Source organism: Burkholderia sp. RF2-non_BP3 (assembly GCF_001522185.1).
GTDB lineage: Bacteria > Pseudomonadota > Gammaproteobacteria > Burkholderiales > Burkholderiaceae > Burkholderia > Burkholderia diffusa.
In genome coordinates this window covers 70,628-90,953 of record NZ_LOSU01000002.1, presented here as the reverse complement: position 1 = coordinate 90,953, position 20,326 = coordinate 70,628, and the positions used below count along the sequence as shown (strand labels likewise).

Genomic DNA, 20,326 nt, shown 5'->3' with positions numbered 1-20,326 from the left:
GCGAATAGCTCGATCTCTTCGCTGTCCACGTCGACCTCGACCGGTATCAACTCGCTGTCGACCGGCCTCAGCTCGACCAACAGCTCTGTCGCTTCGCTCTCGACTTCGACGTCGACCGGCATCAACTCGTTGTCCACGGGCTTGAGCTCGACCAATAGCTCGGTCGCTTCGCTGTCGACCTCCACGTCAACGGGTCTCTCGTCGGCGAACAGCTCGATTTCGTCGCTCTCGACTTCGACCTCGACGGGTATCAACTCGCTGTCCACAGGCCTCAGCTCGACCGATAGCTCGGTCGCTTCGCTGTCGACTTCCACATCGACCGGCCTGTCGTCGGCGAACAGCTCGATCTCGTCGCTTTCCACTTCGACCTCGACGGGCATCAACTCGCTGTCCACGGGCCTCAGCTCGACCAACAGCTCTGTGGCTTCGCTTTCGACCTCCACGTCGACCGGTCTCTCGTCGGCAACCAGCTCGATTTCGTCGCTCTCGACCTCGACCTCGACGGGTATCAATTCGCTGTCCACTGGCCTCAGCTCGACCGATAGCACGGTGGCTTCGCTGTCGACTTCCACGTCGACCGGTCTCTCGTCGGCAACCAGCTCGATCAGCTCGTTGTCCACCTCGACCTCGACCGGGATCAACTCGCTGTCGACCGGCCTCAGCTCGACCGATAGCTCGGTCGCTTCGCTGTCGACCTCCACGTCGACCGGTCTGTCGTCGGCAACCAGCTCGATCAGCTCTCTGTCCACCTCGACTTCGACCGGCCTCTCGTCGGCCAATAGCTCGATCAGCTCGCTGTCCACGTCGACCTCGACCGGCATCAACTCGTTGTCCACGGGCTTGAGCTCGACCGACAGCTCGGTCGCTTCGCTGTCGACCTCCACGTCAACGGGTCTCTCGTCGGCGAACAGCTCGATCAGCTCGCTGTCCACGTCGACCTCGACGGGTATCAACTCGCTGTCGACCGGCCTCAGCTCGACCAACAGCTCGGTGACTTCGCTGTCGACCTCCACGTCGACAGGTCTCTCGTCGGCCAATAGCTCGATCAGCTCGCTGTCCACTTCGACTTCGACGGGTATCAACTCGCTGTCGACCGGCCTCAGCTCGACCAACAGCTCGGTCGCTTCGCTGTCATCGTCCACGTCGACGGGTCTGTCGTCGGCGAATAGCTCGATCGGCTCGCTGTCCACGTCGACTTCGACTGGCATCAACTCGCTGTCGACCGGCCTCAGCTCGACCGATAGCTCGGTCGCTTCGCTCTCGACTTCGACGTCGACCGGTCTGTCGTCGGCAACCAGCTCGATCAGCTCCCTGTCCACCTCGACGTCGACCGGCCTCTCGTCGGCCAATAGCTCGATCAGCTCGCTGTCCACGTCGACTTCGACCGGCATCAACTCGCTGTCCACGGGCCTCAGCTCGACCAACAGCTCGGTGGCTTCGCTGTCGACCTCCACGTCGACCGGCCTCTCGTCGACCAATAGCTCGATCAGCTCGCTCTCGACGTCGACCTCGACTGGCATCAACTCGCTGTCCACGGGCCTTAGCTCGACCGATAGCACGGTTGCTTCGCTCTCGACCTCCACGTCGACGGGTCTGTCGTCGGCAACCAGCTCGATCAGCTCGTTGTCCACGTCGACCTCGACCGGCATCAGCTCGTTGTCCACGGGCCTCAGCTCGACCGACAGCTCGGTGGCGTCGCTCTCGACCTCCACGTCGACGGGCCTCTCGTCGGCAACCAGCTCGATCAGCTCGCTCTCAACGTCGACCTCGACCGGCATCAACTCGCTGTCCACCGGCCTCAGCTCGACCGATAGCACGGTGGCTTCGCTGTCGACCTCCACGTCGACCGGCCTGTCCTCGGCAACCAGCTCGATCAGCTCGCTCTCGACGTCGACCTCGACCGGCATCAACTCGCTGTCCACGGGCCTCAGCTCGACCAACAGCACGATCACGTCGCTGTCCACCTCGGCCTCGACCGGCATCAGCTCGCTGTCCACCGGCCTCAGCTCGACCAACAGCACGATCACGTCGTTGTCCACCTCGGCCTCGACCGGCATCAGCTCGCTGTCCACCGGCCTGAGCTCGACCGACAGCACGGTCACGTCACTGTCGACTTCGACCTCGACCGGCCTCAGCTCGCTGTCGACCAGCCTGAGCTCGACCGACAGCACGGTGCTGTCGCTGTCGACCTCGACTTCGACGGGTCTCTCGACGGCAACCAGCTCGATCACGTCGCTGTCCACCTCGACCTCGACCGCGATCGAAGCCGCGAAGACGCACTACTACAGCGTCAACGACAACGGCACGCAGCAAGGCAACTACGCCAACGACGGCGCGACGGGCGTCAACTCGCTGGCAGCCGGCGTGAACGCCAGCGCGGCGGGCGCCAGCAGCGTCGCGGTCGGCGACGGCTCGAACGCACAGTCGACCGGCGCGGTCGCCATCGGCCAGAACGCATCGGCCACCGGCGGCAAGGCGGTGTCGATCGGCTCCGGCAACACGGCGAGCGGCGACGGCGCGGTCGCGATCGGCGACCCGAGCATCGCAACGGGCACCGGCGCGGTGGCGATGGGCGCGAACGACACGGCGACCGGCACCGGCGCAGTGGCGCTCGGCAACGCGAACACGGCAACCGGCAACAGCGCGCTCGCCCTCGGCAGCTCGAACCAGGCCACCGCGGACAACACGATCGCGCTCGGCAACAAGGCGGTCGCGAGTGCGACCGGCGCCCAAGCCTACGGCTCGGGTGCGTCGGCCACCGCCGCGGATGCACTCGCCTTCGGCACGAACGCGCAGGCCAATGTCGCCAACTCGATCGCCATGGGCGCGAACTCGACCACGGGCAACGCCGTCGGCGTGTCGAGCGTCACGGTCGGCGGCATCACGTACCCGGTCTACGGCACCTCGCCGGTGGGCGTCTTCAGCGTCGGCGCACCCGGTGCGGAACGCCAGATCACGAACGTCGCGGCAGGCCAGGTCTCGGCCACCAGCACGGACGCGATCAACGGCAGCCAGCTCAACGCGACGAACCAGGCGGTCAACAGCCTGTCGACGTCGACCGCGTCGAACATCTCGTCGCTGTCGACCGGCATCGGTTCGCTGTCCACGGGCCTGAGCTCGACCAACAGCAACCTCACGTCGCTGTCCACGTCGACCTCGACGGCGATCAGCTCGCTGTCGACGGGCCTCAGCTCGACGAACAGCAACCTCACGTCGCTGTCGACGTCGACCTCGACCGGCATCGGCTCGCTGTCGACCGGCCTGAGCACGACGAACAGCACGGTGGCCTCGCTGTCGACCGGCGTGACGAATCTCGGCGATCAGGTGAACCAGTTGTCGAACACGATCAACAACAACACGACGCGCACGTTGAACAACACCGCCGTCGCGGCCGACATGACCGGCACCGGCTCCGACCGGCCGACGGTCACCGCCGGCTCGAACTCGGTGGCGATCGGCGCGAATTCGACCGACGGCGGCCGTTCGAACGTGGTGTCGGTCGGCAGCGACACGCAGCAGCGCCAGATCACGAACGTCGCGCCGGGCACGCAAGGCACGGACGCGGTGAACGTGAACCAGCTGACGCAGGTGCAGACGACGCTGTCGACGGCACTGTCGGGCCAGCAGGCGCAGATCAACTCGCTGGGTTCGCAACTGCAGCAGACCGACCAGATGGCGAAGCAGGGTATCGCGGCCGTCGGCGCGATGGCGTCGATCCCGCAGCTCGATCGCGACGCCAACTTCGGGATGGGTGTCGGCACCGCGTCGTTCCTCGGTCAGAAGGCGATGGCGGTCAACATGCAGGCGCGCATCACGGAGAACCTGAAGGCGTCGATCAACGGCGGCTTCAGCGGCGGTCAGAAGGTGATCGGCGCCGGCATGCTGTACCAGTGGAAGTAACGCGTCGCGCCGCCACGCCGCCGGCTCACGAGCCGGACGGCGGCGGGCGGCCCCGACGGCAGGACGAGCCCGCCGCGCAACGCGTGGCGGGCTTCAGTCAACCCAAGCATTGAGGACGTAATCGTGAACAAACTCGCTCTTGCGCTCGCACTTTCCGCAACGGCCCTCGCCGCGTGCTCGACCGCATCCGGCCCGACCTTCAGCGCATCCGAACTGCAGCCGCGCGACGGCGTGCGCACCTTCCAGGTGGATTGCCACGGCCTGCTGTCGGGCCCGCAGACCTGCATGAAGGCCGCCCGCAAGATCTGCGGCGACCAGCCGGTGCGCACGGTCGACTCGGCCCGTGCGCTGCGCGACGGCTCGGATCCCGCGACGCTCGTATTCCAGTGCGGTGCCGCGCCGGCCGCGGCAGCGTCGGCCGCCGAGCCGGCGCCGGCCCCCGCGCCCGCGGCGGTCGAACATGTGAACCTCGCGGGCGACGCGCTGTTCGCGACGGGCCTGGCCACGCTCACGCCGGCCGCGCGCGCATCGCTCGACAAGCTGCTGAGCGAACGCGAAGACCGCACGTACACGCAGGTGACGGTCACCGGCCATACGGATTCGGTCGGCAGCAACGCCGCCAATCTCGCGCTGTCGAAGCGCCGCGCGGAAACCGTCGCAAGCTACCTGAAGGCGCACGGGCTGAAAGCGCAGTCCGTGTCGGTCACGGGCCGCGGCAGCGCCGATCCGGTCGCGTCCAACGCGACGGCCGAAGGCCGCGCGAGCAACCGCCGCGTCGAGATCTCGCTGCAGCGCTGAGCAGCCGGCCGTCGCGGCCCGGGCGCCCTCGCGCCTGCGCACGGCCCTCACCGGCAGGGCGTTGTTGCCCCGCCGGCACCCTGCTGCCCCCGTCGACCCCGCTTCGCCGGGGCCCCGGCTCCCGTGCCGGCGGCTATGTCAAAGTTCGTCAGCCCCCTCCACAAAACGGCGCCTTCCGTGCCACAATCGCCGCAGACAGCTGCCGGAGCGTTCCGACCGCGTCGCGCGCCGTGCCAGACCCGCCCGACGACACCCCGGAATCCTGCGGCCGCCTCGCGATCCGCGCCGCTCGACGCACATTCCAGTGCGCGCCGGCGCGAACGCGACCACGACAATCCACGGCGCGCCGTTTCGCGGCCACGGCCGAACGCACGACGCCGCAGAGGAAACCAACCGGTGACGGACATCAATCAAGCCGCCTCGGGCGGCACCCGCAAGCAACGGCCGGCCGTCGGCATCTCGCTGTTTGCGCGGGACGGCCAGGCGATCTGGGAAAACGGGATTCACCAGAACATCGCGTACCTCGCGATGATGCTCAAACGTTCGGACCGCGTCGGCCCCGTCTATTTCCTGAACGGCGGCGACGCCAACGCACTGCCGACCGGCCTCGAACTCGACGGCCTCGACGTGCCGCTCGTGAAGCCCACCGACGTCACGCACGAACTCGACGTCGTGATCGAAATGGGCGCGCAGTTGCCGACCGAATGGATGCGGCACGTGAAGGCGCTCGGCACGAAGCTCGTCGCGTGCTATGTCGGCCATACCTACAGCGGTCTCGCCGAAACGCCGATCTTCGGCAAACCGTCGGGACACGTCTTCAACGGCACGCAGTTCGACGAAGTATGGGTGCTCGAGAAGTCGCAGAAGATCGACGTGCCGCTGTTGCGCACGCTCACGCGCGCGCCGGTCTTCACGATTCCGCATCTGTGGTCGCCGTACTTCCTCGATCGCCGCATCGCCGCGCTGGCGAGCGAAGGCCTGACGTTCGGCTATCGGCCGGGCCGCCGTCCGTGGAATCTCGCCACGCTCGAGCCGAACATCTCGGTCGTGAAGTCCTGCCACTACCCGATGCTCGCGTGCGACGAGTTCTACCGCGCACAGCCGGACGCGGTGCGGCATCTGTTCGTCGTCAACTCGATGCAGATGAAGGCGCATCCGACGTTCGTGCACTTCGCGAATAGCCTCGACCTCGTGCGCCAGCAAAAGGCGACGTTCGAGCCGCGCATCGACCTGCCTGGCTTCATGGCGCGCCACGCGGACGCCGTCGTGTCCCACCACTGGGAAAACGCGCAGAACTATCTGTACTACGACGTGCTGTACGGCGGCTATCCGCTGATCCACAACTCGACGCTGCTCGGCGACGCCGGCTACTACTATCCGGATTTCGATTCCGCCGGCGGTGGCCAGGCGCTGCGCGATGCATGGCTGCATCACGACGAGCGGCTCGACGACTATCGCGCGAAAGCCGGCCGGCTGCTGCAGTCGGTCTCGATCGACAACCCCGCGAACCTGGACGCGTTCGTCGCGCGCCTGGTCGCCTGAACCGGAGCATACGCATGTCGGACTCCAAAGCCCGTCAAGCGCCCGGCGAGGGCAAGCGTCTCGTCGTCGGCGTGTCGCTGTTCGTACGCGGCGCCGGCCAGTCGCTGTGGGAAAACGGCATCTTCCAGAACTGCCTGCTGCTGATTCTGCTGCTGCGCCAGTCGCCGCTCGTCGCGGAAGCCGTGATGGTGAACGGCGGCGAACAGGTCGCCGATCCGCAGATGATGCTCGGCGAATGGGACGTGCCGCTGCTGTCGATGGACGAAGCGCTCGAGCGCTGCGACGTGCTGATCGAAATGAGCGCGCAGTTCGGCGCCGACTACCTGCGCGCGTTCCGCGACCGCGGCGGCAAGGTCGTCACGATGCGGGTCGGCAACGACTACGTGATCGACATCGAGCGCGCGATGTTCGACAAGCCGTCGGGCTTCCTGTTCTCGGGCGCGCCGTATGACGCGGTGTGGACGATTCCCGAGTTCGAGCGCTCGTGCCTGCATTATTACCAGACCGGCCTGCGCGCGCCCGTCACGATCGTCCCGCACATCTGGCATCCGATGCTGTTCGACAAGGCGCGCGCGACGCTCGGCGCCGGCCTGACGTTCGGCTATCAGCCCGGCAAGCCGCGCTGGCGCGTGACTATGTTCGAGCCGAACATCTGCATGGTGAAGACGAGCATCATCCCGATGCTGGTCACGGAAGAGGCGTACCGCGCGAATCCGAAGTTCCTCGAGTTCGTGCGCGTGTGCAATACGCTGCACCTGAAGGAACATGCGACCTTCGTTCACTTCGCGAAGAGCCTCGACATCGTCAATCACGGGATCACGACGTTCGAAAGCCGCTATGCGGTGTACGAGTTCATGGCCGCCTACGGCGACGCGGTGGTGTCGCACACGTGGGAAAACGCGCAGAACTACCTGTACTACGAACTGTTGTATGGCGACTATCCGTTGATCCACAACTCGCCGTTCCTCGGCAAGGCCGGGTATTTCTATCCGGACTTCGATTGCCAGGCCGGCGGCCGTGCGCTGCTGCAGGCGTTCGCCGAGCACGATGCGAACCTCGACGCGTACCGCGAGCAATCGAAGCACGTGCTCGACTCGGTCAGCATCTACAACCCCGACAACGTCGCCGCATATTCCGACGCGATCGCATCGCTCTATCGCGACGCATGACGCGCCGCCTGCTCCGGGCCTCAACATGAACGCACACCCGCCCCTCGCCCGCACGAAATGGCTGATCGGCTGCGCCATCGCGTCGATCGCGATCGGTGCGCACGCGCAAGCCGGCGGCGAATCGGCCGACGCGCTGCTGCGCGATGCCGATGCGGTCTTCAAACAGCTCGACGCCGGCCAGTACGGCATGGTGTGGAACGACTCCGCCGCGTTCGTGAAGGCGCGCATCAAGCAGGACCAGTTCGCTCTGGACATGCAGCGCGCGCGCCAGTCGGTCGGCATGGTCAGCCATCGCGGCTGGGCGCAGATCACGCGCATTCGCTACACGAATTCATCGTCGATGCCCGACGGGCTTTATGCGAGTGTCGACTTTACGACGACGCTCAAGACCGGGACGACCGTGTACGAAAAGCTGAGCTTTCGTCTCGACGACGGCCGCTGGCACCTGACCGGCTACGTGCCGCGCCAGTCGCAGAACGACACGCCTTGAACCGCGAACCGTCCCCCCGGAGCCGCCGATGAAAATCAATGTCGCGATTACGATGAACGTTCAGCGCGACGCGACGCAGTCGATCTGGTACAACGGCGCGAACCAGCATTGCGTGTACCTGTACATGCTGCTGAAACGCTCGCCGCTGATCGGCGAAGTGTGGCTCGCGCACGACGACGGCATCACCGACTACCCGCAGGCGCTGATGATGGACGCGTTCGGCGACGCGCTGCGGCCGCTGTCGTCGATCGTCCACCAGACCGACCTGCTCATCGAGATGAACGCGTTCATCGATCCGTCGCACACGGACGCAGTGCGCCAGCGCGGCGGCAAGTGCGTGTCGTACCGCTTCGGCAACGACTACGTGATCGCGGTCGAGACGATCAACTTCGAGAAGAACAACTGGCGGCCGAACCCGAACCGCGTGCAATTCGACGAGATCTGGACCAATCCGCAGCACATGCACACGTGCGCGGCCTACTTCCAGGCCGTGTATCGCGCGCCGGTGATCGAGCTGCCGCACATCTGGTCACCGTACTTCATCGAACGCAGCCTCGACGCCGATCCCGAACTGAAGGCGCGCTTCGGCTATCGCAATCACGGCCCGGCCAAGCGCATCGCGTTCTTCGAACCGAACCTGAACGTCGTGAAGAGTTCGATCGTGCCGATGCTGGCCGCGAATGCGTGCTACGTCGAGCACCCGGAACTCGTCGAGCATGTGTACATGACCAACACGTTCGACAAGAAGGAAAACGTCGCCTTCAAGCATCTCGCGCTCGGGCTCGAGATGGTGCGCGACGGCAAGGCGACGGCCGACGTGCGCGCGCCGTTCGTCGCGTGGGCCGCGCATCACACCGACATCGTCGTGTCGCACCACTGGGAAAACGGCCTGAACTACCTGCTGTACGACGCGCTGTACGGCAACTACCCGCTCGTGCACAACTCGCCGTTCCTGCGCGACGTCGGCTATTACTACCCGGACTTCGAGATCTTCGACGCGGCGCGCGCGATCGCAACCGCCGCGCAAACGCACGACGCGCGGCTCGACGATTACGCCGCGGCGGCCCGCCGCTGTCTGCAGCAGGTCGACACGCTCGCCGACCACAACGTTCGCGCGTATTCCGAGCAGATCCAGCGCCTGTTCGCCGGGCGCGCGCTCGGCTGAGCGCATCCGTCCGCCAGCCGTTCATGAGCACACCGCCCGCAACTTCGTCGTGGTCGATTCGATCCACGGTCCGTTCGTCATCGACCGGCACAGCACGCGGCAGGCCGACGCGCTGATCAAGACCCGACGCGCTGCGTGGCCGTGTCGAACTCGCGCGCTCGGCGCTGCTGCTGCGTGCCGGCCGGCGCGACGAAGCCGCGCGCGCGACCCTCGCCGGCGAGAACGTGCTGACCGCCGCGCAGTCCGAGCCGTCGGATCTGCCGGGCGCGTTCCCGCATCACGCGATCGGCGATTTCAGCGATCTGGCCGCGCTGATACTCGCGATGGATGCCGTGGTCACCACCTGCACCGCGCACATCCATCTGGCCGGCGCGTTGGGCGTGCCGGCGGCCCTGCTGCTGAGCCCGAAAGCCGATGCGCGCCGGGAAACCGGCTCGCGTACCGCGCTGTATCCGGGCATCCGGATCGTGCGCGCCGCGCATCCGGGCCGATGGGACGATGCGGTCGATCGCGCGCTGGCGCTCGTGCTCGGCGGATTCGGAAAAGACTGACGGGATGCTTGCCGGGCGCCGCGCGCGCGATCGGCGAACGTCAGGCGCGGTGCGCGAGCGGGCGCCAGGGCGGCACCCGGTCGCCGCCGTGCGTGGCGAACAGGCGGCCGTGGCGGCGTCCGATCCGCGCCAGCCCCGCGAAACAGCGGAGCGCGGCACGGCTGACCTGGCCGGCGTGCCGCGCGAGGCTGCCGGATACGCCGCACGCAATCGCCGAATCGTCGCCGCAGGCGCCCGCAAACACGCCGGCATAGTAGTGCCGCGCCGCGAGTTCGCGGCCGTCGGCGTCGAGCGGCTGCATCCGGCGAATACGGTGCGCAACGGCCTTCAGGCCATCGAGATACGGTGCGACGTCGAGCGGCGCGCCGTTCGATTCGGCGCCGAGCTGCCACAGCATGTCGGCCAGTTCGGCGATCGCGACGAGTTCGCGCGCATCGACCGCCTGCGTGCCCGTTCCGTGCCCGGCCTTCTTCGTCGCCGCCATACCCACGCCCCTTTGCAATCCTTCGTTGCCCGATGCCGGCGCGCCGCGCCCGCGCCGCGGCGTCATGCGGCGGCCGGCGACCGCCATGTAAAGCGGATGCCCTGCGCCCAGGCGACGCCGGAATCCAGGATGATCTGCCGGTCGATCTCGTTCTCCACGCCTTCGACGACGACGTGCCGCGCGCTTTCATGCGCGAACGCGATCAGCCGGCGAAACTGGTAGCGCCCGATCGCGTTGCGCTTGATCAGCGACAGGACGGACCTGTCGAGCTTCACGATATCGGGGTTGCCGACCACCAGGTTGTTCAGCGCGCTGAAGCCGACGCCGAAGTCGTCGATCGCGACGCGGCACCCGGCCTGGCGAAACCGGTTCACGAACGACCGGCCCGCGACGGGATTCAGCGGCCCCGTCTCGGTAATCTCGACGACCAGCCGCGCCGCGACCGACGGCTCGCGCTCGAGCCGCCTGAAAATGGCCAGCCACGCGTCGTCCACTACCGCACTCATCGCCGCTACGTTGCAGCCGTACACGGCGTTCGGATCGGCGCGCAGCGCGTCGATCATCCGACTCACCACGAGGCGGTCGAACCAGCGCATCAGGCCGAGCGATTCGAGGCGCGGCAGGAACGCAAGCGGCGGCAATGCATCGCGCGATCCCCAGCGCAGCCGCGCGAGACATTCGTGATACAGCACGCCGCCCGACAGGTCGGCGCGGCAGACCGGCTCGCGCGCGAATCCGAGCCGGCTTTCGACGAAACTGCGTACCGACGCAAGGTCGGGGTGATCGTCAGGCGCGCCGAACACGAGATCGATCTCGTCCCGATTCGCAACGCTGTTCGCCTCCAGGCGAGGTTCGACCGCATTCATCCGGCGCTCCGGCAAATGTCGGACCGCCGATGACGGCCCGCGCTCTCGATACATATGGCGCGAGCCGACCACGACACGCGCCACCGCCTACCCGGCCCATCCTCTTGTTTTGATCTTTTCCGGGAGCGTACTTTTTATTTCAGCGCGCCGTCAAACCCGATATTGTCAACGATATTCAAATACAGGAAATACACCACGCGGGCACGTCGACAACAGTGCGGCAGATTACACAAAATCACCTGCAAAGCGCCAATCGGTATCGTTTATTTTGATCCGCTCGAACACCGCTCGGCGAATCGATTTACCGCGCGACTCGTTTCAAAAATCGGATGTTCGATATTTTTGTATGACAAATAACCGCCAGCGAAAAACGCCCGGACTCGATGACGGATTTCGCCGCAGCCGCCCGCGTCGTGCGCCGCCGATGACCCGACACGGCACATTCGGTCTCGACAGAATTGAATTCCGTCGTTTCAAACGATATTGACGATGACCGAATATTAATCATACAAGTCAGAGGCGATAATATCCGCCCGAATTATATGATCGTCGTCGATTGAAAGATGTTTAACAATCTTTCCGACTTGTTAACCTCTAAAATAATTTCTGACGGACTTCCCTCGGAGCCGTCAAATTCGTGCCTTCAAAACCGTCGAATCTTCCCCGGTTCGACGGTTTCTTTTTTAATGGCACCATTTCTTCAGACATTAACCGGAGACAATCCGGACGACGGCTTGCGGCACGCGCAATTCACGCCGCCGTCGCGCCGATCAGGTTCGCGAGCAGCGCATCGTATTCGGCGACGAGCGCGGGGTTCGCCGACGTATAGCGGCCAAGGATCTCGCGCTGGCGCCGCGTGTACCCTTCCCAGTCGTCGTCGTGCGTGTGCAGCGCGTGCAGCAACGCCTCCGCGCCCTTCTGCACGTCATTGTCCGGGTAGTAGTAGCCGAGATCGGGCGCGAGGCTCGCGTTGTGCACGAGCGGATAGCCCTGCCAGCACACGTCGAAATAGAAGTAGTTGAGCGGGTTCGACCATTGATGCGACACCACGATGTCGGTCAGGTCGGCCAGGAACAGCGGCGTGTCGAAGCGACCGACGAAGCTCGCCTTGCCGGCGCGCACGATGTCCAGGTAGTTCATCAGCATCACGAACTCCGGGCTGTCGTGCGCGAGACGGTCGGCGTTCGTCACGTGCGCGAAGCAGATCGCATCGGGGTCGCGCCGGTACGCTTCGTCGATGATCAGCATCGGGTACACGCAGAACTTCACGACGTTGTGGTTCGGCTCCATCACCGTGAGCCGCTTGCCCGGCTCGCTGCGCGGGCGGTACTCGCCGTGCCCGGGCAGCGATGCCGCACGCGCGTCGAGGAACATCGGATCCCACACGAACGGCACGACGCGCCCCGGGCAGCGGCGCAGCGACTGCAGGAACGGCAGCGACGACGGCGCGATCTGCGGAATCGCCCACACCTCGTCGTAGCCGCGGTTGATGAACAGCGAATCCCACAGCCGGCGGCCGAACAGCATCGATTCCATCGCGTTGATGTACTCGACGCCGCAGCAGTAGCTGACGATCTTCGCGCCGCGCGCCTTCAGGTAAGCCGTCTGCGCGGCGTCGATCTGGCCGCCGAGTTCGATCACCACGTCGAGCGCATCCTTCATGTCCGCGAACGCGCGCGTGTCGTACACGGTGCGATCCCACGGCAGCGCGTCGGTCAGCGGCACGTCGGTCGTGTTGACCAGCGTCACGCGGTAGCCGTGCGGCGACGCCATCAGCAGCTTCGCGAGAAACAGCGCGTTCTGCTTGATACCGTTGATCCACAGGCTTTCGTCGGGGGCGCGCAGACCGATCGTGATACCGATGCGCAGGCCGTTCAGGACAGGAGACGTCATCGTCGGCGGGATGGGAGGTTGAATGGTCGCAGTGTAGCGCGCGGCACGCGGCCGCGCGAGCAATCCGCCAGTCTAGCGGAGCGCCGGCCGCCAGACTGTCATGCATGGTCATACGCGGCGCCAACGGCGCCGGTTGGCGACCGGGCGCACCGCAAGGCATGCCATGCGCGCCGCCGGCGCCAGATGCGACAAGGCCGGCGTCGCGCCGCGAGGCGCCACGCCGGCCCGTGCGCGACGCACGCCCCGGTCAGCCTTCCGCCATCATCAGCAACTGCGCGCCATCCGCGACCTGGTCGCCGACGCCGTACAGCACTTCGGCGACGACGCCCGCGCCCGGCGCGCCGATCGTGTGTTCCATCTTCATCGCTTCCATCACGATCAGCGGCGTGCCGGCCTCGACCTTCTGGCCCGGCTCGACCAGCACCGCGATCACCTTGCCGGGCATCGGCGCGGTCAGGCGGCCGCCGCCATGTTCGGCATCGCCGGCGTGCGCGAGCACGTTGCGCCATTCGAACGTCTCGGCGACACCCTGCGTGAACACGTGGAAACTGTCGCCGTCCGCATACACGCGGCCGCTGCTGCGCACGCCGTCGAGCGTTACGTCGAAGTCGAGCGGCGTGGCGCCGCGTGCCCATGCGAACGGCTGCGCGGCCGCGTCGCCGGTGGCGATGCGCGTGCTGCCGCCGTCGTCCAGGTAGGTGACCGTCACGTCCGCTTCGCGTTCGGGCGCATGCCATTCGAGCGTGCGGCGATAGCCGCCGTTCAGCCGCCAGTCCGGCAGCGCGCGCCACGGCGACGCGCCGTCCCGTGCGGCCGCATCGCGCTCGCGCGCGAGCAGCGCCGCGCAGGCCAGCGCGAGCGTCGCGCGCGGCGGCTGTTGCGGCGCGAACAGCGCAGCGTGGTTGCGCTCGATCAGGCCCGTGTCGAGATCGGCGATCGCGAACGGCGCGCAGGTGACGATCCGCTGCAGGAACGCGGCGTTCGTGTGCAGGCCGACCACCTCGCATGCCCGCAGCGCGCGCAGCATCCGGCCCAGCGCTTCTTCGCGGTCAGCGCCGTGCACGATCAGCTTCGCGATCATCGGATCGTAGAACGGCGTGATCGCATCGCCTTCGCGCACGCCGCTGTCGACGCGCACCGGCGCGCCGATCGCGAATTCGACGCCTTCCGGCAGCCGCAAGTGCTTCAGCGTGCCGGTGGACGGCAGGAAGCCGCGCGCCGGATTCTCCGCGTAGAGACGCGCCTCGATCGCGTGGCCCTGCACGCGCAGCTCGTCCTGCTGCAGCGGCAGCGGCTCGCCCGCTGCGACGCGCAGTTGCCATTCGACGAGATCGAGCCCCGTGACCATCTCGGTGACCGGATGCTCGACCTGCAGACGCGTGTTCATTTCCATGAAGTAGAACGCGTCGCCCGTCATGATGAATTCGACGGTGCCCGCGCCGACGTAATTCACCGCACGCGCGGCCGCGACCGCCGCCTCGCCCATCGCCTGGCGCACGTCTTCATGCAGCCCCGGCGCCGGCGCTTCCTCGAGCACCTTCTGGTGACGGCGCTGCACCGAGCAGTCGCGGTCGAACAGGTAGACGGTGTTGCCGTGCGTGTCGCCGAACACCTGCACTTCGACGTGACGCGGGCGCGTCAGGTATTTCTCGATCAGCACGCGATCGTTGCCGAAGCTGCTCGCGGCCTCGCGCTGGCACGATGCGAGCGCCGCCGGAAAGTCCTCGGAGCGCTCGACCACGCGCATGCCCTTGCCGCCGCCGCCCGCGCTCGCCTTCAGCAGCACCGGGTAGCCGATCTCGTCGGCTTCGCGATGCAGGTTGGCCGCGTCCTGGTCGTCGCCGTGGTAGCCGGGCACGAGCGGCACGGCGGCCGCGTGCATCAGCGCCTTCGCGGCGGCCTTCGAGCCCATCGCCGCGATCGCGTCGACCGGCGGCCCGATGAACGCGATGCCGGCCGCTTCGCACGCGTGCGCGAAATCCTCGTTCTCAGACAGGAAACCGTAGCCCGGGTGGATGGCCTGCGCGCCGGTCGCGCGCGCGGCCTCGATGATGCGCTCGATGCGCAGGTAGCTGTCCGCGGCCGCGGAGCCGCCGATGTGCACGGCCTCGTCGCATGCGGCGACGTGCTTCGCGTTCGCGTCCGCGTCGGAATAGACGGCGACGCTCGCGATCCCGAGACGTTTGCACGTCGCGGCGACGCGGCAGGCGATTTCGCCGCGGTTGGCGATCAGAATCTTGTCGAACATGGCTTCGGTGTCGTCCGGAAAGTTAGGGGCACGCCGTCATTCACGCCACGAAGGCGTGCGTTTCTCGAGGAAGGACGCGATCCCTTCGCGCGCTTCCGCGCCGGCGCGGGTCCGCGCGATCCAGTCGGCGGTCTGCTCGATCAGCGTCGCGTCGAGCGGCCGGCCGGCCACGTCGGCGACGAGCCGCTTGCATGCCCGCACCGCGTCGGGGCCGTTCGCGACGAGCGTCGCGGCCAGCTTCGCGACCGTTTCGTCGAGCGCCTCGGCCGGCACGGCATCGTGAATGAAGCCGAGCGACGCGGCGCGCGCGCTGTCGAACACTTCGGCCGTCGTGAAGTAGCGACGCGCCGCGCGCTCGCCCATCGCGCGCACGACGTACGGCGCGATCGTTGCCGGAATCAGCCCGAGCCGCGCTTCGGACAGGCAGAACTTCGCGCCGTCGGCGGCGATCGCGATGTCGGCCGCCGCGACGAGGCCCACGCCGCCCGCATACGCGTCGCCGTGCACGCGCGCGATCACCGGCTTGCCGCAGCGATGGATCGCCTCGAGCATCCGCGCGAGCTTGCGCGCGTCGGCGCGGTTCTCGTCGTCCGAGTAACCGGCCATCTTCTTCATCCAGTTCAGGTCCGCGCCCGCGCAGAACGCGGCGCCTTCCGCCGCGAGCACGACCGCGCGCACGCCGGCGTGCGCATCGAGCCACTCGAACGCGGTGGTCAGCTCGGCGATCGTCGTCTCGTTGAACGCGTTGCGCACGTCGGGCCGCGCGAGCGTGACGGTCGCCACGCGGCCGGCTTCGCTTACCTTGATCGTTTCGTATCGCATCGGTCAGCCCTCCCGGCCGTTACATGCGGAACACGCCGAAACGCGTGTCGTCGATCGGCGCGTTCATCGACGCGGCGAGGCCGAGGCCCAGCACGTCGCGCGTCTGCGCGGGGTCGATCACGCCGTCGTCCCACAGCCGCGCGCTCGCGTAATACGGATGCCCCTGGCGCTCGTATTGGTCGCGGATCGGCTGCTTGAAGGCATCCTCGTCCTCGGCCGACCACGTGCCGCCCTTCGCCTCGATGCCGTCGCGGCGCACGGTCGCGAGCACCGAAGCGGCCTGCTCGCCGCCCATCACCGAGATCCGCGCATTCGGCCACATCCACAGGAAACGCGGGCCGAACGCGCGACCGCACATCCCGTAGTTGCCGGCGCCGAACGAGCCGCCGATGATCACCGTGAACTTCGGCACCTTCGCGTTCGACACGGCCGTCACCATCTTCGCGCCATGGCGCGCGATGCCTTCGTTCTCGTATTTGCGGCCGACCATGAAGCCCGTGATGTTCTGCAGGAACACGAGCGGAATCTTGCGCTGGCAGCACAGCTCGATGAAATGCGCGCCCTTCACGGCCGATTCGGAGAACAGGATGCCGTTGTTCGCGACGATCCCGACCGGATGGCCCCAGATGTGCGCGAAGCCCGTGACGAGCGTCGTGCCGAAGCGTGCCTTGAATTCATCGAACTCCGAATCGTCGACGATGCGCGCGATCACCTCGCGCACGTCGAACGGCTTGCGCGTGTCGACCGGAATCACGCCGTACAGGCTCTTCGCGTCGTAGCGCGGCGGCTTCGGCTCGCGCACCGCCACCGGCGACGCGATCTTCGGCGCGAGATGACCGACGATGTTGCGCGCGATCGACAGCGCATGCGCGTCGTTCTGCGCGAGATGGTCGGCCACGCCCGACAGGCGCGTGTGCACGTCGCCGCCGCCGAGATCCTCGGCGCTCACTTCCTCGCCGGTCGCGGCCTTCACGAGCGGCGGGCCGCCGAGGAAAATCGTGCCCTGGTTCTTCACGATGATCGACTCGTCGCTCATCGCCGGCACATACGCGCCGCCCGCCGTGCACGAGCCCATCACGACCGCGATCTGCGCGATTCCCGCGGCGGACATCGTGGCCTGGTTGAAGAAGATGCGGCCGAAGTGATCGCGATCGGGAAACACGTCGTCCTGGTTCGGCAGGTTCGCGCCGCCCGAATCGACGAGGTACACGCACGGCAGCCGGTTTTCCGCGGCGATTTCCTGCGCGCGCACGTGCTTCTTCACGGTCATCGGGTAGTAGGTGCCGCCCTTGACCGTCGCGTCGTTGCATACGATCACGCACTCGCGGCCCGCGATCCGGCCGATCCCGGTGATCACGCCCGCGCCCGGCGCGTCGTCGTTGTACATGCCGTTCGCCGCGAGCTGCGACAGCTCGAGGAACGGCGCACCCGGATCGAGCAGCTGCGCGATGCGGTCGCGCGGCAGCAGCTTGCCGCGCGACAGGTGCTTGTCGCGCGCGGCCTGGCCGCCGCCTTGCGCGAGCTGTTCGATCTTCGCGCGCAGGTCGGCGACGACCGCCTCCAGCGCCGCGGCGTTCGCGCGGAAGTCTTCCGAACGCGGGTTCAGTTTCGATTCGATGATCGGCATCGACGGGGCTCCGTTCGCGTGACGTGGGGCGTTACATCGTTTCCGCGAACAGCTCGCGGCCGATCAGCATGCGGCGGATCTCGCTCGTGCCGGCGCCGATCTCGTACAGCTTCGCATCGCGCCACAGACGGCCGACCGGGTATTCGTTGATGTAGCCGTTGCCGCCGAGGATCTGGATCGCCTCGCCGGCCATCCACGTCGCCTTCTCGGCCGTGTAGAGGATCACGCCCGCGCAGTCCTTGCGCACCTGGCGAATGTGGTCGCTGCCGGCCGAATCGAGGTGGCGGCCGACCGCGTACAGGTACGCGCGGCACGCCTGGAACGTGGTGTACATGTCGGCGACCTTGCCCTGGATCAGCTGGAATTCGCCGATCGACTGGCCGAACTGCTTGCGGTCGTGGATATACGGAACCACCGCGTCGAGACACGCGGCCATGATGCCCGTCGGGCCGCCCGACAGCACCGCGCGTTCGTAGTCGAGGCCGCTCATCAGCACCTTCACGCCTCCGTTGAGCTGGCCGAGGATGTTCTCTTCCGGCACCTCGACGTCCTGGAACACGAGCTCGCCCGTGTGCGACCCGCGCATGCCGAGCTTGTCGAGCTTCTGCGCGACCGAGAAGCCCTTCATCCCCTTCTCGACGATGAATGCGGTGATGCCGCGCGGGCCGGCGTCGATGTCCGTCTTCGCGTAGACGACGAGCGTGTCGCAGTCGGGGCCGTTGGTGATCCACATCTTCGTGCCGTTGAGCACGTAGCGGTCGCCGCGCTTGTCCGCGCGCAGCTTCATGCTGACGACGTCGGAGCCCGCGTTCGGCTCGCTCATCGCGAGCGCGCCGATGTGTTCGCCCGACACGAGCTTCGGCAGATATTTCTGCTTCTGCGCAGCGGTGCCGTTGCGGTGGATCTGGTTCACGCACAGGTTCGAGTGCGCGCCGTACGACAGGCCGATCGACGCCGATGCGCGCGAGATCTCTTCCATCGCGACCATGTGCGCGGTGTAGCCCATGTTCGCGCCGCCGTATTCCTCGGCCACCGTCATGCCGAGCACGCCAAGATCGCCGAACTTCTTCCACAGATCCATCGGAAACTGGTCGGTGCGGTCGACTTCCGCCGCGCGCGGCGTGATTTCCTTGGCCGCGAACGTCGCGACGGCGTCGCGCAGCATCTCGATGTCTTCACCGAGCATGAATTGCACACCGGGCAGGTTGATCATGTCTCCTCCGTCTCCAGAAAATGGGTCGCACGCGCCGATTTCTGAGTTTCGCTCAAATCGGATCAATGCGTCGATTCATTAAGCCAACACAGCGTAAATTTTGCACAGTTTCGCGCCTCTCCCAGCTTGCCGTCAATAGTTTTTTGAGTGAGACTCAGATATCATGGCGGCATGACAGCCGCTACCGCCGACACCATGACCGCCACCGCCAAAGCCGACCGCCCCGAGCCGTCGCGCGCACCCGCCGGGCGCAAGTCCCAGCAGCGCGTGCAGGACATCCTGCGCGCCGGTCGTGAAGTGTTCGCCGAAAAGGGTTACGAGCATGCGACGGCCGCCGAGATCGCGCAGCGCGTCGGCGTATCGGAGGCGACGGTGTTCAGCTACTTCCGCGGCAAGCGCGAGCTGTGCGCGCGCGTGATCGCCGACTGGTATGACGAAATCATTGCCGCGTTCGAAGTCGGGATGCCGCAGGAAGCGTCGGTGCAGCAGCAGTTCGCGTTCATCGTGCGCACGCACCTGCGGCTGATGCTCGTGAACGGCACGGGGCTGTGCGCGCTGGTGCTGTCGGAGGGGCGGGCGAAGCAGCATGCGTTGAGCGACGAGCTCACCGCGCTGCAGCGCCGCTACACGGCGCCGCTGATGGACGTGCTCGCGCGCGGTCAGGCGGCCGGGCAGGTGCGCAGCGACATGCCGCTGAGCCTGCTGCGCTCGATGGTGTTCGGGCCGATCGAGCACGTGCTGTGGGATGCGATCCTCGGGCACCGCAAGCTCGATACGGAAACGACGGCCACGCAGCTCATCGACATGCTGTGGGCGGCCGTGCAGCCGCCCGCGCCGGAGCAGGCGGCGCTGGTGCGCTTCAGGAACGAAGTCGCGGAAGCGGTCCGGCGGCTGGAAGGGGAAACGTCACGCCCGTGACGCCTGCGGGCGGCACGGCGCCTCTGCCGCGTTGCCGCCTCCCCCGCCAATGCGGAGCATTCAATCGCTACGACTCCTCGCCGACCCGCAGCGGCGCACGGCTCTGCTCGTTGTTCAAATGAACGAACTTGCGCAACAGGCGCATCAGTTCCCGCGAATCGTCCTCGCCCATGCCGTCGAACAGGCCGGCGCGCAGCTCCTGCACCGACGGAATCAGGTGCGTGAGCAGCTCGACGCCCGCCGGCGTCAGCAGCAAGCGCCGCTGACGCCGCGGCAACACTTCTCGGACGATCAATCCTTTCGCTTCGAGCCGGACCGCGAGATCCGCGGTCGTCGACGTGTCGAGCGCCACCCGCTGCGCGAGCGTGACCTGATCGAGCCCCGGACACTCATAGAGCATCCGCAGGACCGCGTACTGCACCGGCGTCACGTCCCGGCCCAGCTTCTCGTAGAACATCGCAACCGCGATCTGGTGCGCGCGCCGGATCAGATGCCCGGGTTCGTCGTACAGGTCGAGCGGGAAAGCCGGCGCGTCGGCGGGATTCGTTTTTTCCATGAATGAGTCGATGACATAGGCGGCGCACGCCGTTGCGTGCGCCGACGGCATGGCGCTGCGTCGCGCCATTTCCCGGGAAAACCA

Annotated in this window: 16 protein-coding genes and 1 pseudogene; 8 read left to right on the top strand and 9 right to left on the bottom strand. The window is 66.8% G+C overall.

The genetic code is table 11. The annotated features are described in order from the left end of the window. The coding region (locus WS45_RS36645; RefSeq protein ID WP_441294160.1) for a hypothetical protein at positions 1 to 620 on the bottom strand (620 nt) is incomplete at its 3' end. A gap of 109 nt (positions 621 to 729) precedes the next feature. Between WS45_RS36645 and WS45_RS34610 the strand changes: the two are divergent. The 7 genes and pseudogenes from WS45_RS34610 to WS45_RS00820 form a co-directional block, all read left to right on the top strand. Continuing rightward, positions 730 to 3,900: pseudogene (locus WS45_RS34610) on the top strand (YadA-like family protein); the annotation flags it as partial. Between the two features lie 123 nt (positions 3,901 to 4,023). Next, complete coding sequence (locus WS45_RS00845; protein ID WP_059697639.1) at positions 4,024 to 4,698, top strand: OmpA family protein; 675 nt, start codon at positions 4,024 to 4,026, stop codon at positions 4,696 to 4,698. Positions 4,699 to 5,094: 396 nt separating this feature from the next. After that, on the top strand, positions 5,095 to 6,240 hold the full coding sequence (locus WS45_RS00840) for a DUF2827 domain-containing protein (protein ID WP_059697637.1): 1,146 nt from the start codon (positions 5,095 to 5,097) through the stop codon (positions 6,238 to 6,240). 14 nt (positions 6,241 to 6,254) lie between these two features. After that, positions 6,255 to 7,409 carry a DUF2827 domain-containing protein gene (locus tag WS45_RS00835; protein ID WP_059697635.1) on the top strand — a complete coding sequence of 385 codons (1,155 nt, stop codon included), beginning with the start codon at positions 6,255 to 6,257 and terminating at the stop codon, positions 7,407 to 7,409. Positions 7,410 to 7,434: 25 nt separating this feature from the next. Beyond that, entirely contained in the window at positions 7,435 to 7,899 is a 465-nt protein-coding gene (locus WS45_RS00830) for a DUF4019 domain-containing protein (RefSeq protein WP_059697633.1), read from the top strand. A 28-nt stretch (positions 7,900 to 7,927) separates the two neighbouring features. Further along, positions 7,928 to 9,064, top strand: a complete 1,137-nt coding sequence (locus tag WS45_RS00825; RefSeq protein ID WP_059532471.1) for a DUF2827 family protein — start codon at positions 7,928 to 7,930, stop codon at positions 9,062 to 9,064. 224 nt (positions 9,065 to 9,288) lie between these two features. After that, the gene (locus tag WS45_RS00820; protein WP_059697631.1) at positions 9,289 to 9,615 is read left to right on the top strand and encodes a hypothetical protein; all 327 of its coding nucleotides are present in this window, start codon (positions 9,289 to 9,291) and stop codon (positions 9,613 to 9,615) included. Positions 9,616 to 9,655: 40 nt separating this feature from the next. Here the strand turns inward: WS45_RS00820 and WS45_RS00815 are convergent, their stop codons facing one another. The 7 genes from WS45_RS00815 to WS45_RS00785 form a co-directional block, all read right to left on the bottom strand. Further along, positions 9,656 to 10,099 carry a hypothetical protein gene (locus WS45_RS00815; RefSeq protein WP_059697643.1) on the bottom strand — a complete coding sequence of 148 codons (444 nt, stop codon included), beginning with the start codon at positions 10,097 to 10,099 and terminating at the stop codon, positions 9,656 to 9,658. A 62-nt stretch (positions 10,100 to 10,161) separates the two neighbouring features. Beyond that, positions 10,162 to 10,965, bottom strand: a complete 804-nt coding sequence (locus tag WS45_RS00810) for an EAL domain-containing protein (RefSeq protein WP_059697629.1) — start codon at positions 10,963 to 10,965, stop codon at positions 10,162 to 10,164. Positions 10,966 to 11,715: 750 nt separating this feature from the next. Then, positions 11,716 to 12,858, bottom strand: a complete 1,143-nt coding sequence (locus WS45_RS00805) for a DUF2827 domain-containing protein (protein ID WP_059697627.1) — start codon at positions 12,856 to 12,858, stop codon at positions 11,716 to 11,718. A 247-nt stretch (positions 12,859 to 13,105) separates the two neighbouring features. Further along, positions 13,106 to 15,106, bottom strand: coding sequence for an acetyl-CoA carboxylase biotin carboxylase subunit (locus WS45_RS00800; RefSeq protein WP_059697625.1), 2,001 nt, complete (start codon positions 15,104 to 15,106; stop codon positions 13,106 to 13,108). Positions 15,107 to 15,142: 36 nt separating this feature from the next. Continuing rightward, positions 15,143 to 15,928, bottom strand: a complete 786-nt coding sequence (locus WS45_RS00795; protein WP_059532487.1) for an enoyl-CoA hydratase/isomerase family protein — start codon at positions 15,926 to 15,928, stop codon at positions 15,143 to 15,145. 19 nt (positions 15,929 to 15,947) lie between these two features. After that, complete coding sequence (locus WS45_RS00790; protein ID WP_059691606.1) at positions 15,948 to 17,555, bottom strand: carboxyl transferase domain-containing protein; 1,608 nt, start codon at positions 17,553 to 17,555, stop codon at positions 15,948 to 15,950. Between the two features lie 31 nt (positions 17,556 to 17,586). Beyond that, positions 17,587 to 18,768: an isovaleryl-CoA dehydrogenase gene (locus tag WS45_RS00785; RefSeq protein WP_059697624.1), complete on the bottom strand. Its 1,182-nt coding sequence runs from the start codon at positions 18,766 to 18,768 to the stop codon at positions 17,587 to 17,589. 171 nt (positions 18,769 to 18,939) lie between these two features. On the opposite strand from WS45_RS00785, the gene WS45_RS00780 reads away from it, so the two are divergent. After that, the gene (locus WS45_RS00780) at positions 18,940 to 19,686 is read left to right on the top strand and encodes a TetR/AcrR family transcriptional regulator (protein ID WP_059697623.1); all 747 of its coding nucleotides are present in this window, start codon (positions 18,940 to 18,942) and stop codon (positions 19,684 to 19,686) included. A 67-nt stretch (positions 19,687 to 19,753) separates the two neighbouring features. On the opposite strand, the gene WS45_RS00775 is transcribed toward WS45_RS00780, so the two are convergent. Then, positions 19,754 to 20,242 (bottom strand): MarR family winged helix-turn-helix transcriptional regulator, encoded by a 489-nt coding sequence (locus WS45_RS00775; RefSeq protein ID WP_059532660.1) that lies wholly within the window; start codon positions 20,240 to 20,242, stop codon positions 19,754 to 19,756. Positions 20,243 to 20,326 lie beyond the last annotated feature (84 nt).